11 protein-coding genes are annotated in these 13,151 nt (G+C 61.7%); 4 read left to right on the plus strand and 7 right to left on the minus strand.

The features are described from left to right. Positions 1–7: 7 nt before the first annotated feature. Both QP999_RS02415 and QP999_RS02420 read left to right on the plus strand, forming a co-directional pair. Entirely contained in the window at positions 8–877 is an 870-nt protein-coding gene (locus QP999_RS02415) for a DsbA family protein (RefSeq protein WP_118781231.1), read from the plus strand. 81 nt (positions 878–958) lie between these two features. Then, on the plus strand, positions 959–1,753 hold the full coding sequence (locus tag QP999_RS02420) for a cytochrome c biogenesis CcdA family protein (protein ID WP_070521252.1): 795 nt from the start codon (positions 959–961) through the stop codon (positions 1,751–1,753). A gap of 28 nt (positions 1,754–1,781) precedes the next feature. Here the strand turns inward: QP999_RS02420 and QP999_RS02425 are convergent, their stop codons facing one another. The 3 genes from QP999_RS02425 to QP999_RS02435 form a co-directional block, all read right to left on the minus strand. Next, the gene (locus QP999_RS02425; RefSeq protein ID WP_070521255.1) at positions 1,782–2,417 is read right to left on the minus strand and encodes an MBL fold metallo-hydrolase; all 636 of its coding nucleotides are present in this window, start codon (positions 2,415–2,417) and stop codon (positions 1,782–1,784) included. After that, complete coding sequence (locus tag QP999_RS02430; protein ID WP_070521258.1) at positions 2,418–3,569, minus strand: S-(hydroxymethyl)mycothiol dehydrogenase; 1,152 nt, start codon at positions 3,567–3,569, stop codon at positions 2,418–2,420. It abuts the gene before it with no gap. A gap of 63 nt (positions 3,570–3,632) precedes the next feature. Then, positions 3,633–4,448, minus strand: a complete 816-nt coding sequence (locus QP999_RS02435; protein ID WP_070521261.1) for a GDSL-type esterase/lipase family protein — start codon at positions 4,446–4,448, stop codon at positions 3,633–3,635. Between the two features lie 169 nt (positions 4,449–4,617). Here QP999_RS02435 and QP999_RS02440 point away from each other — a divergent pair, with 169 nt between their 5' ends. Then, positions 4,618–6,276 (plus strand): acyl-CoA synthetase, encoded by a 1,659-nt coding sequence (locus QP999_RS02440; RefSeq protein WP_070521263.1) that lies wholly within the window; start codon positions 4,618–4,620, stop codon positions 6,274–6,276. A 32-nt stretch (positions 6,277–6,308) separates the two neighbouring features. On the opposite strand, the gene nagE is transcribed toward QP999_RS02440, so the two are convergent. From nagE to QP999_RS02460, 4 genes are all read right to left on the minus strand, one after another. Beyond that, a complete protein-coding gene (gene nagE / locus QP999_RS02445) occupies positions 6,309–8,447 on the minus strand; it encodes an N-acetylglucosamine-specific PTS transporter subunit IIBC (protein ID WP_070521266.1) in 2,139 nt (712 codons plus the stop codon). A gap of 42 nt (positions 8,448–8,489) precedes the next feature. Beyond that, positions 8,490–9,269 carry a glucosamine-6-phosphate deaminase gene (gene nagB, locus QP999_RS02450; RefSeq protein ID WP_046647861.1) on the minus strand — a complete coding sequence of 260 codons (780 nt, stop codon included), beginning with the start codon at positions 9,267–9,269 and terminating at the stop codon, positions 8,490–8,492. A gap of 19 nt (positions 9,270–9,288) precedes the next feature. Next, complete coding sequence (locus QP999_RS02455; RefSeq protein WP_070521269.1) at positions 9,289–10,446, minus strand: N-acetylglucosamine-6-phosphate deacetylase; 1,158 nt, start codon at positions 10,444–10,446, stop codon at positions 9,289–9,291. Between the two features lie 177 nt (positions 10,447–10,623). Next, on the minus strand, positions 10,624–11,502 hold the full coding sequence (locus QP999_RS02460; RefSeq protein ID WP_046647862.1) for an alpha/beta hydrolase family protein: 879 nt from the start codon (positions 11,500–11,502) through the stop codon (positions 10,624–10,626). Between the two features lie 246 nt (positions 11,503–11,748). On the opposite strand from QP999_RS02460, the gene QP999_RS02465 reads away from it, so the two are divergent. Further along, positions 11,749–12,987 carry an MFS transporter gene (locus tag QP999_RS02465; RefSeq protein ID WP_046647863.1) on the plus strand — a complete coding sequence of 413 codons (1,239 nt, stop codon included), beginning with the start codon at positions 11,749–11,751 and terminating at the stop codon, positions 12,985–12,987. Positions 12,988–13,151 lie beyond the last annotated feature (164 nt).

A 13,151-nucleotide genomic window follows, 5' to 3' on the forward strand; every position in this document is an offset into this window, starting at 1 on the left:
TAATCGCATGCCTAGTTCATCCTCTCGCCCCACCAGTGATTCGAAGAAATCAGCGCTATCCACCATCAGCCCCGTGGCATGGGGATTGTTGGTGATCGTTGTTATCTTGGCCGTCATCATTGGCTTCCTGCTTGCAGAGCGCACCTCTTCCGGCGATGAAAGCACTCCCGCAGCGCAGGAGACCGCAACGAGCACGGCGACAGCCGAAGACCTGGCGAAAGATGCCGCCAAGGCCACGCCCGGCACGAAGTTCTCCGATGGGAAGGGTGACCCGATGATGTTCGGGCCCGGCGGTGACACCATGTCTAGGGATATCACGGTGGTACACCGCAAAAAGGAGAACGATCCTTTCGCCGTGGGTGCGGTGGATGCGCCCGTGGTGATTTCGGAGTTCTCCGATTTCGAGTGCCCGTTCTGCTCCCGCCACGCCAATGTCACCGAGCCGGATATCCTTAAGAAGTACGTGGAAAAGGGCCTGGTACGCATCGAGTGGAATGACTACCCTGTAAACGGCCCCGCCGCCATCGAGGCCGCCAAGGCTGGGCGCGCGGCCGCGGCGCAGGGTAAGTTCCAGGAGTTCAAGCACGAGCTCTATGCCGCCAGCAAGGACATCAGTGGCCACCCGGAATTCGGCATCGAGGACTTCATGAAGTTTGCCAAGAAGGCGGGCGTTGCGGACCTGGATAAGTTCCGCCAGCAGGCCACGGATGATACCTACACTGAGGTCGTTGAAACGGCCACCAGCTATGCCTCCCAGATCGGCATTACGGGCACCCCGGCATTCGTGGTCGGAGATCAGTTCGTCGGTGGTGCGCAGCCGCCCGAGGCTTTTGAACAGATCATCCAAGAGCAGCTGGGAAAGGCGGCCAATGCCTAAACCACCGCTGATCGTGTGGGTCTTCATCGCGCTGGTTATTGTGACCGCCTTATTGGGCGGTTATGCAGTGGGGGTGAGCCTGTGAGCATCGGAATCTTCGGCGCCGTCATCGCCGGCGTGCTGACCTTGATCAGCCCCTGTTCAGCGCTGTTGGTGCCAGCCTTCTTTGCCTATGCCTTCGATTCGCAGCGCCAGCTGCTGTTCAAGACTTTGGTCTTCTTTTTGGGTCTGTGTACCACGCTCGTGCCCATCGGCATGGGCTTGGCCGCGGTGCTGGCGCAGTATCGTAGCCAAGTCATCACGGTGGCGGGCTGGATCATCATTGCGCTGGGAATCTTTACCGCCCTGGGCGGTGGCTTCCGCATCCCCGGCATGGATGCCCTGTCCGGCAAAGCACGGGGCAAAGTGTTTCTGCTCGGCGCGGTTTATGGCTTCGCCGGCTTTTGCGCGGGCCCACTCCTGGGCGCTGTCCTCACCACGGCCGCTGCGTCGGGAAGCGCGCTCTACGGCGGGCTCATCATGGTGGCTTATGCCGCGGGCATGGCCGCGCCGCTCTTTGTGCTGGCTGCGCTGTGGGAGCGCCTCGATGTGGGTTCGTGGTCGTGGCTTCGCGGACGCGAAGTCACTCTGGGCCCCGTGCGCACGAATACCCTCTCCCTCGTATCGGGCGCATTCTTCGTGCTCATCGGCGTGCTGTTTATCTTGAGCTACGGCAGTGCAACACTACCCGCAGTCTTAAGCACGGATGCGCAGTTCGCGGTGCAAGAAAAAGCCCGCGCCTTCAGCGCGGGCGTGGCGGATGCGTGGGTCTGGTTCGGACTTTCACTCGCCGCCACGGTGGTGGCAGGAGTAAAGGCCGCCCGCACGCCGGCCTAGAGCTAAGCTCTAGGCCAAGGTTTAAGAGTTAGTAACCGCGCGCGACGTACTCATCGATGCGCGCTGCCTCAGCGCCAATGGTGGTCTCATCGCCGTGGCCCGGCAGGACGCGGGTCTCCGGCGGGAGGTTCAGCACGCGATTGCGCAGGGACTCGATGATGACGTCGAAGTCGGAGTACTTGCGGCCGGTGGCGCCGGGCCCGCCGTTGAAGAGAGTATCGCCCGACAGAAGCGTGGCCTCGTCCGCAATGTAGAGCACCACGCATCCCGGCGAGTGGCCCGGCGTGTGGAAGACCACGAAGTCGCTATCGCCCACGGTAAAGAGCTGGTTATCCTCCAGCGGAACGAAGGTCGCGTCCTCGTGCGTTTCCTCCCACAGGGGGCGGTCATCCGGGTGCAAGTAGATGGACACATCGAAGTGCTCAGCCACCTGGGGAGCGAGCTCGCAGTGGTCGTTGTGCGCGTGGGTGAGAATAACTCCCTTGACCGTGCGCTGGCCCACCTCTTCGATGACGCGCTCCGCGTCGTGGGAAGGATCGATGATGTAGCACTCGGCGTCGCTAGTCGCGCTACCTGCGGCCAGGATGTAGACGTTATTGTCCACGTCCCACTCGCCGCCGTCGAGGCGGAACTTTCCTGAAGTTACAAACTGTTCAATGATCATTTACAGCTCCACTACGGATCGAAGTACCTTGCCGGCCTTCATGGTAGCGAAGGCCTCTTCCACGTCGTCGAGACCAATGCGCTCGGTCACGAAGTCCTTGAGCGGGAAGCGGCCCTGCAAGGAGAGGTCGACGTACATGGGGAAGTCACGCTCCGGCAGGCAATCGCCATACCAGGAGGACTTGAGTGAACCGCCGCGGCCGAAGAAGTCAATGGCCGGGACGTCGAAGCGGCTGGTGAGGTTCGGCACGCCCACCATGACCATGCGGCCGGCCAGGTCGCGGGAGTAGAAGGCCTGGCGGGTGGTAACGGGAATGCCCACGGCGTCAATGGCCACGTCGGTGCCGAAGCCCTCGGTGAGCTCGCGGACGGCCTCGATGACCTCTTCTTCGGACTTGTCCTTCGCCGCAACCGTGTGGGTAGCGCCGAACTTCTTAGCCAGCTCCAGCTTGTCCGGGTCCAGGTCCACGGCGATGACCTTGGAGGCACCAGCCAACGCCGCGCCGGCGATGGCCGCCATGCCCACGCCACCGCAGCCGAAGACCGCGACGGACTCGCCGCGCTTGACGTCTGCGGTATTCACCGCAGCGCCCAAACCGGCCATCACGCCACAGCCCAGCAGGCCCGCGGCGGCCGGATCCGCCTCCGGGTTGACCTTTGTGCACTGGCCTTCGTGGACCAGGGTCTTCTCGGCGAAGGAGCCGATGCCGAGCGCCGGGCTGAGCTCAGTGCCGGCATCCTTATCCCCGTCCGCGAGCGTCATCTTCGCGGAGGCGTTGTGGGTGTTGAAGCAGTACTTCGGCTCGCCCTTCTTGCAAGCGCGGCACTCGCCGCACACCGCGCGCCAGTTCAGGACCACGAAGTCCCCGACCTCGACGTGGGTGACAGCATCGCCCACGCGCTCGACGACGCCCGCAGCCTCGTGCCCGAGCAGGAAGGGGAAGGCATCCTCAATATCGCCATCGCGGTAAGCCAGGTCGGTGTGGCAGACACCGCAGGCCTGAATCTTGACCACGACATCGTGCTCGCCCGGGGCGGGCACGACGATGTTGACGGTCTCGACGGGCTCGCCCTTCGCGCGCGCAATCACGCCGCGGACAACCTCCGCACCTTGCTGGGAGTTGTTTTCATTTACGTTTTCATTAACAGTCATGCTCGCGAGGGTACGCGAAAGGCCCGGGCGGCGTCGCCCGGGCCCAACAAGATTCAAATCCCTCTAGAAGCTAGCGAGGTGGTTGGCCACAAACTCGTGACCGCGAGCATTAATGTGCAGCGGCAGGTTGCCCGGCCCCGCGGAGAAGTCCACCAGACCCGCCCATAGGCGCTTGTCGGCGTCGGCACACATACCGCGATCCCAGGTCATTGGCTTCATGTCCACGAACTCGGTTCCAGTAGCGCGCGCCAGGTCCACCTGCATCCACTGCGCGACGTTTTCATAGCGCTGCACCATCGGCAGGGCCGTGGCGTCGGCCGGCTTCGGACCAAAGTGGATAAGGCAGTAGCGGTCGCCCGAGCCGATGGTCGGGTAACCCACAATCTGGATGCGTGCATTGGGGGCTGCCGCGCGGATCTTGTGAATCAGCGGCGCGTTGGCACCGACCCAGCGGGCGCGCAGGTCACCGTCGGAAAGCCCGGCGTTGTTGTACGTGTCGTTGAAACCGCTAGAGAAGAGCACGCGCTGCGTATCCCCGCTGAGCGCGCCGCGGCGAATAGCATCGTCGATCTGCGCGTTCACCTGCGGCCCCTGGGACATGGACACAGCACCAGAGCAGGAGAAATCCGCCACCGGCATACCCAGCTTGGCAGCGGTGCGCTTGGCGTAGTTATTGCCAGACGGGCAGTTCAGGCTCGGATTGCGCTGAGAAGAGCCCACCCGCGAGGCAAGGTAGGTATCAAGTTGCGGATCCGCCAGCACGGAATCACCAAAAGCGACGAGGTTTCGCTCGCCGGCAACTGCCTGCGGAGCTTGGGACAGGCCTACCGCCACGAGGAGGGAGGCGCAGAGAGCAGCGATGCGCTGAGTAGACTTCACGTGACTAATGTCCTTCCGAAAGAGTATGTTCTAGACCGAAACCATAATAGACTACGTTGACGGTCTAAGCTTATGTAACAATAGCAACACCTTTAACAGTTTGTAGTTTTAATTGTGGCGAGTCCGCCGTCTCCGTAACCTCTTCTCCCCTCCCCTCGATGAGAACCTTATGAAGCTTTCTGATGTAACCTTCCACGCCGCCGCCCTCGCGCGCTTTATCCCTTCGCTCTTCCGCGCCGGCCTCATTAGCCCCGCCGGCGGGCCACGGGCGGTGGCCCTGACTGCGCCGGTCCTCGCGCGTTACCGCTTCACCACCGCCCGCGAAGTAGAGCAGGCATACATGACCTGCCCGGAACGCCTGGCGCTTATCGACGACGACGGGGCCCTCACCTACCGCCAGCTGCGCGAAGAATCCCAAACCTTCGCGCGCTGGCTGCTGTCTTTGGGGCTGGAGGAGATTCGCCTCGGCGTGATGGCCCGCAATGGCCGCGGCATCATCACCCCGCTGGCTGCCAAGGGCTATGCGGGGGCACACATCTTTTTGCTCAACGTCGGTTCCTCCCCCGAGCAGCTTGCCGGGTGCATTGAGGAAAACCGCATCAACGTGCTCGTTATCGATGATGAATTCATCGACCGCCTCGACAGCTCTAGCACCATTGCTGGCCTGCACGTGGTGATTGGCCACGAGTCCGGTAAAGAGATCCCTACCGAGCTGGCGCAAGCGGCAACGCTGCGCAAGATCGTGGAGAATCCGCGGGACGTCGAGAAGCACAAGCTTCCCACTTGGCCCAAGCACGGGCATATCGTGCTGATGTCCTCCGGCACCACGGGCATCCCCAAGGGAATCATGCGCCCGGAACCGACGCTGCCGGTGGTGGTTGCGTCCATCGTGGATGCGGTGCCGTGGCGCGGGGACCAGAAGGTGCAGATGACCGCCTCCATCTTCCACACGTGGGGCTGGGCCTGCCTCAACATCGCGTTGGGCCTGCGCAATACCATCGTCACCCGCCGCGTCTTTGACCCGGCGGCCGCACTGGATGATATCCAGCGCTACCAGCTCGATGGTCTGCTTTCCTCCCCCGTCTTCTTCCGCCAGATGGTTGAGGTTGACCCGGATTCGGCCTTCGATACCTCGAGCCTGAAGTTCATTGCCTCCGCCGGGCATGCGCTCACCCCGGAGATCGTCAAGGAAACCCACGAGCGCTTCGGCCCGATTCTCTGCAATGTCTATGGCTCCACGGAGCTGGCGCTGGCATCGACGGCCAGCATGGAAGAGGTGGCCAAGGATCCCACCATCGGCGGCAAGATTGCCTCCGGCACAAAGCTGCGCATCCTCGATGAGGAAGGCAACGAGGTTCCCCGCGGTGAGGTCGGTGAGATTTACCTGACCAACTCCACCGCGCTCATTGGCTATACCAACCCCAAGATCCCGCTCAACAAGGTCGATGGCCTCATCTCCATCGGGGACTTGGGTTATATCGACCCCGAGGGCTACCTGCATGTGGTGGGCCGCGCGGATGACATGATCATTGTCGGCGGCGAGAACGTGCACCCGCAGTCGGTGACGGAGGTGCTCGAGGCCATGCCGGGCATCGCGGAGGTGCATGCCGGCGGCGTGGAGGATGAAACCACCTTCCAGCGCATCGCCGTGTGGGCGGTGACTACGCGGGATGCCCTGGGCAACACCGTGACTGCCGATAGCATCCGCACCTGGGTCCGCGAGAACCTCGCCGACCACTCCGTGCCGCGCGACGTCCACTTCTTGGACAAGCTGCCGCGCAATGCCACGGGCAAGGTGGTGCCGCGCCTGTTGCACGGCACCGACTAGCCCATCGCCCCCCTGCGATGGGCCGGGTTAGGTTAGCTGCTGCACTTGACGGTTGCAGCAACCTCGCCTGGTTGGGTATGGCCCTCGCGAGCGATGTCGACTCCGGCGACCTGCTTGGCCGTCGGGCACACCACCGGGGTGATGAGGTTGACGCCGCGCTCGCGCAGCTTCTGCGCCTCCACCGCGATGATCGGTGTGCCGGCGGTGACTGTATCGCCCTTCTTGGCCAGGGCGGTGAAACCTTCGCCCTTGAGCTCCACGGTGTCGATGCCGATGTGAATGAGCAAGTCCAGCCCATCCGCGGTCTTCATGCCGAAGGCGTGGCGGGTCTTGAAGACCATGGTGATGGTGCCGTCGACCGGGGCGCAGACGTCGAAGGCATCGACGGCATCAGGCATCACCGCGAAGCCTTCGCCCACCATGCCCTGCGCAAAGGACGCATCCGGGACCTGGGAAAGCGCGACGACGTCACCGGCGAACGGGGCACGCACATCCACGTCAACGGCATCACCACCAGCGGTATTACCGCTGACGCGCTGAGCGGAAGCGGCGCTGGCTCCAGCACCTGCGGCGCTCGCAGCACCCGCCGTGGCGAGGACCGGAGAACCGTGGCGCAACTGGTGGCTGACCTCGTCATACATGAATTGCACGGCCGGGCCCACGATGACCTGGACGCTCTTCTCCGAGGGGTGGATGACGCCGGAGATGGCGGCGCGTTTGATCACGGAGTCGTCGACAAGCGCGCGCTCCTTCACGCCCACACGCAGGCGCGTGGTGCAGTAGTCCAGTGAGTCAATGTTGTCCTTGCCGCCGAGGCCCTCGATGATGCGCGCGGCATCACGAGCAGTCTTGTCATCGCCGGTAGCGGAATCCTCCATGGGGTCTGCTACCGCATCGTCCTCACCGCGGCCCGGGGTCTTGAGGTTGAGCCAGCCGATGAGGAAGTAGAAGATGACGAAGTACAGGGCGAAGAAGCCCACGCCCATGACCAGCAGCATGTACCACTTGTTGGCCAGCGGGTTCTGCGAGGAGAGCAACATGTCCACGAAACCGGCCGAGAAACCGAAGCCGGCGGTCCACTCCATAGTGGAAGCGATGAAGACGGACAGGCCCATCAGCAGCGCGTGCACCACGTAGAGCAGCGGGGCGACGAACATGAAGGAGAACTCCAGCGGCTCAGTCACGCCGGTGAAGAAGGAGGCCAAAGCACCTGCGGCCATCAAGGAACCGACGACCTTGCGCTTGCTCTTATCCGCGCGCAGGTACATGGCAAGTGCCGCGCCCGGCAGGCCGAACATCATGACCGGGAAGAAGCCGGCCTGGTAGCGGCCGACGACGCCCTCGACCGTGCACTGACCGTTGGCCCAAATGCCCGGGCAGTCAGCTGCGGAGGTGGCGGCCGCGGCTGCCTCGATGGTCTTCTGACCGGCCTGGAAGTTGCCGATGTCATTGATACCGATGACATCGAACCAGAAGACGGAGTTCAGCGCGTGGTGCAGGCCAGTCGGGATGAGCAGGCGGTTGGCCACACCGTAGATGCCGGCGCCCGCCGCGCCCAGGCCCTGGATGGAGGTACCGAAGTTAAAGAGCGCGTTGTAGATGAACGGCCACACGAAGTAGAGAATGCCGGAAATCACTATGGCGATGACGGCGGTAAGAATCGGTACGAGGCGCCGGCCTGAGAAGAAGGCCAGGAAGTCCGGCAGCTTGGTGCCGTGGAAGCGGTTATATACCCAGGCCGCCATGACGCCGGCGAGGATGCCGAAGAGGACGTTGCCGCCACCCACGGCGTTCCAGCCTTCCGAGGCCCATTCCAGGGCTTCATCGCCGGTCAGCGCGGTGGGGTCTTCGATGCCGCGGTAGCCGGCCACGGCCTCCGGGCCGAGCAGTTTCATAAACGTGGCGAAGGCCAGGAAGCCAGAGAGTGCCGCGGCACCGTTGGAATCCTTGGCCAGGCCGAAGGCAATGGCGATGGCGAAGATCCAGCCCAAGTTGGCCAGGACCGCGTCGCCGGAGCTGATCAGCAGCTGGGCGGCGAGGTTATCCGGGCCAGCCGCGCTGGAGATCCAGTAGCCAACACCACTGAGGATCGCCGCGACGGGCAGCACCGCCACAGCGCCCATGAGGGCTTTTCCGAGCCGCTGCAGCGGCCCCATGACATCGATTTTCATGCGAGGAGTCCTTTCACACTAGTAAGGAATTAGATGGAGTTTTTAGGAAAAGAGTGGGCGGTGCGGACGGTGCTTGTCCGCGAAAACGTAGTACTCGCGGTCCTCCAGCTGGGAGGCGGCGGCTTCATCGAGGATCACCGTGGCGCGCTGGTGCCACTGCAGGATCGACGCGGGGCAGTGCGCGGAGAGCGGGCCTTCCACCATGGCGTGGACCGCGCTGGCCTTGTTGCTGCCAGTGGCCAACAAGAGCAGGTGGCGGGCCTCACTGATGGTGCCCAATCCTTGGGTCAGCACGTGGCGCGGGACCTCGTCTTCGTTGTCAAAGAAGCGGGCATTGTCCTGCACGGTTTGCGGGTGCAGCGTCTTGATGCGGGTGCGTGATTGCAGGGAGCTCGACGGCTCGTTGAAGCCGACGTGCCCGTTGGCCCCGATGCCCAGCAGCTGGATGTCCACGCCGCCGGCATCACGGATGGCCTTGTCATAGGTGGCCGCGGCGGTGGCGGGGTCATCGGAGTCACCAGCGGGGCTTTTTACCAGGTCATCATCGAAATCCACGTGGCTGGTGAATTCGCGGCGGATGGTGGAATAGTAGGACTGCTCGTGGGTACGCTCCAGCCCGATGTATTCATCAAGCAAGAATGCGCGGCTGCGGGCAAAGCTCACCTCGCCGCGCTCATGGCGCGTAATGAGCTCCTTGTACATCGCTACCGGGGTCGATCCTGTGGCCAGGCCCAAGGTGGCGCCGGCGTTGGCGTAGTGCGCGAAGATGTCAGCGGCCTCCACGGCCACTTCGGCCGGCGTGGAGCGGATGAGGATTTCCATGAGATGCCTTCCTGTGTGTTTAAGAGAGTGGGATGTCCGCGCCGTCGACGATGACGCGCACCGGTTGGTAGTGAGAGTTAAGGCCAACCAGGTTGGCGCGCGCGCCAACCGCGATGCGGCCTAGATTCGTCTCCCCCAACACGTCGGCTGCCGTGGTGGAGGTAAAACGCACCGCCTCGCCCAGACCATGGCGCTCGGCGAAGCTGGCGAATTGCTGGGACAATGTAGAGGTGCCGCCCGCGATAGCACCGCTGGGCACGCGCGCGACTCCCCCGCTCACGGTGACAGGCAGCGAACCCAGCTCATAGTCACCGTCGGCCATGCCGGCCGCCGCCATGGCATCAGTGATGGCGAAGGCGCAGTGACTGTGAGCCATGTCCACGGCGCCGTCAACAAGATGCACACCATCTGCGATGAGCTCGACGGACACATCCCCCGCCTTCGCTGCGGTGAGCAAAGCCGCTACCGGGCCCGGCGCGCGGTGGTGAATAGAAGGCATGCCATTAAAGAGGTGCGTTCCGGTCACGGTCAGGCCGAGCTCCTTAGCCTTGGCGATAACGCTCAGCGTGGTGTCATAATCGGCCTCGGTGTGGCCCAGGCTGGCGATGATGCCATGCTCCGCGCAGACGTCGAGCAGCTTGTCGACGTTCTCCGTTTCCGGCGCGAAGGTAATCGAACGCAGGTGGCCGCGGGCCGCGGCGATGACCGCGCGGAAGAAGTCCGGGTCACCGGGCACGATGCGCGAGGGGTCCTGTGCGCCGCATTTGGCCGCAGCGATGAAGGGGCCCTCCATGTGGATTCCGGCGATCTCGCCTTCTTCAGCCAGCTGGGCTAAAAGCTCCGCCCGGGCGCAGAGTTCTTCTTGCGTGCCGGAGACCAAGCTGGCCAGCAGTGTCGTTGTGCCGTGCGCGCGGTGGAAGCGGGCGGCGGCTAGGCACTGCTCGTAGTCGCCGTTGGGGAATCCCCCGCCGTTGCCGCCGTGGTTGTGTAGGTCCACGAAGCCGGGCACCCACAGCAACGCATCCGAGTCCCCGGCGCGCCAGGCAGCCTCGGCTTGGGGGACGTCGCCAAGCACTATGCCCTCAATACTCTCCCCGAACGTGACGGCCCCAGCGCGCAGCTCGAAGTTTTCATCAATATAGAGGCCCTCGACGTGGCCTTTCTCCTTTGTCTGCATGGTTCATTCGGTCCCGCTTGTACGGGCTGACGTGGCGCAGCCCGGTTGACAATTCACTTGAAATTTATCAGGGCTACCAATTTTTGTGAACCACACTTCCTCCGAAGGGGGTGTGTGAGCGCAGATGGCTTTTAGCGCGTTAGGTGCACCGCGCGGAATGTCGAAAGGCCCGGCGAGCTACCAGCCACGGGTGACCACTCGGTCCCAAAGCGCGTTGCTCGCTAGCTCACCGGCGCCCGCTGGTGAGGTGCCAACGAACACATCTCTCGCATCAGGATCATCAGCAAGAATGTAGCGGAACCACGCGGTGGCGTAACTGTCCCCGAACTCTAGAACGTCCTTGTGGTCCGCGCCCAGGCGGCGGGCAATGATTGCCGGACCACCAGCTGATTCAAAGTTCTCCTGCAAGTCTGACCACGGACTAACAAGCCAGCGGTCCGAACGGCCATCGCTCGTCATCAGGAATAGCGGTTCCTCTACGTCAGCCGTGTTGTAGTCCCAGTCATTGGACTGTGCCACTTTGTGGGAGGCCGGGCTCGCCGCATACACAGCTGCTACCTCCGTGTGGGCCGCAGCGTTGATGGCACCCGCACCACCCTGTGAGTGGCCAAAAATGCCGACTCGTGATCGGTCCGCACGAGAATCCAGTTCCGGCAAGCGCTCAATCAAGTGCACGACATTCTCTCCTGTACCTGTGTGGGGAGTCTCATCGCCGACGACCACGAAGCCCCAACTAGCCAGGTGCTCCGCCACGGGCAGGTAGCTGCTCAACGGCGTGTTCGTGCCATTAGCCATGACCGCCGCCGGAAACGGTCCCGCGCCTGTCGGTGCCGCGATGGTCACGTCGCCATCACGCCGCACGTCGACCTCGTGCGGCCCCTCGCCCGCAAACGACGCTTCCAGCGGGCCACCTGTCTCAGCGCTATATCCGGCAGCCACGCCGTCATCACCGGTCACGCTGTCTGCGTCCACCCACTGCATGAATCCCACAAACCCTACAAACGCCACCACAATCACGGCCACCACGGCAATCATGCCAACCACAAGCTTTTTCATGCTCTGTATTGTGTTTCGCACGAGAGCGAAGGTCACTAGCGCTAGCACTACTTTTTCCTGTACACAGTGCAAGAGCTGCCTCCGCTACGCCCTTGAAATGAGAGACTCACATCATTACCTTGTTGTATGTAATCGTCATCACATATGGGAGAAATAATGCTTACCTCCGAAACGCTTTCCGAAGTAGTCACAGTAGGAGGTTCAGGTCCGTTCAGCGGCCAGGGCAACGAAACAGTTGCAGCCTAAATGCATCCCCCTAGAAACAGTGGTGACGAAGGACTTTCATCTATCTACACCTTGACCGCCACATATTTTTTATTGTCAGTGTGCGGGTCAATGACCAGCCTCTCGATTTCACTCCACTTCGCCGAACTCAACAAAGGCGAACTGTTGGTGGCAAGCATCTTCATCTCGGGTACTTGCGCTCAAGTTTTTGCAGTCCCCTTTCTGGCCCCACTCTTCAACAAATTCAACAGCTATCACATTGCGCTTGCTGCACTCTTCTTAGATCTTCTGGGCCTGTTATCAATGGCAGCCTATCCAGAGCCATTGATCCTCATTGTCGGAAATCTCGTCACCGCATGCTTAAGCGGACTGTCAATTCCATCCATTTTCACCATCGCTGACTCTCAGGTCGGCGAAGGACAGCAGGCGAAAGCCTTCTCCCTCTTGGACACAGCCCGACTTGGCAGTGGATTCCTTGGACCACCTCTAGGTGGATTACTACTGGACCAAAGAAACCTGCAGACAGCGCTCTTCGTTGAAGCTTGCGCCGTTGGAGTCTCGCTACTTGCTTTTTATTTCCTTTATAAATCCTCGCCCCCGAAAACACTGCTTCATTCAGAAACCAAAGATTCTTCACCGAGTTTTCTCCAGAAGGTCCTCGAAGCACCTTCCCTTTTGCTGAAGAATAGAAGCGCTCGGTCCGCGTTAACCAGCATTTGGGGAGCAATTATCTGCACCTCGATTTTCAACGTTTCGCTTGTCTTCTATGCGACACAGACCCTCCACGTCAGCGGTACGTTATATGCCATCATTGCCCAAGCATTTATCGTGGGCCGCATCTTTGGCGCACGGCTTTCAGCTCGCCTTCACTCACAGAACGCTGGGAAAGTCCTGGCCGGGGCAGGATTCGCTATGGGGTGTTTCATAGCTTTACCTGGACTATTTCCCTCATTGTGGCTCTGCATCCCATGTTTCCTCCTGGGCGGAGTCTGCAATGCTGCTCAGGTGGCCGCACTACGCATAATCGTTGTCGGATCCGTACCTGATGAAGTGAAACCCAAAGCCCTTTCTACGATGGGTTCAATTAACAGCTCCGCAATGCTTATTGGATACATCATCGGGGCACCTGTTGTAAGTGCCATCGGCCCAGCTGCGGCCCTTGTCGTATCAGGGTTTGGCACCTCTATCCTCACTCTGGGGCCAATTCTGAAGACCACCATGTACGGTGCCTCCGGTGACCAAGACTACGACAACAAATAGCATTCAATTCTGTAGTAAATCTACTGTCAGATGCGAGTTTTTGGTACCGGTGTGTTCAGAAGACTGAAATGGTAGCGGTGTGGTGAGGGGCCTGACCCCCGGAAAGTAGACACGTCGGGGGTTAGCTATGCTGCTCGGGTCAGTGTAGCTGATGTGAGTGCTTC

Source organism: Corynebacterium sp. MSK004, from assembly GCF_030232515.1.
Classification (GTDB): Bacteria; Actinomycetota; Actinomycetes; order Mycobacteriales; family Mycobacteriaceae; genus Corynebacterium; species Corynebacterium hesseae.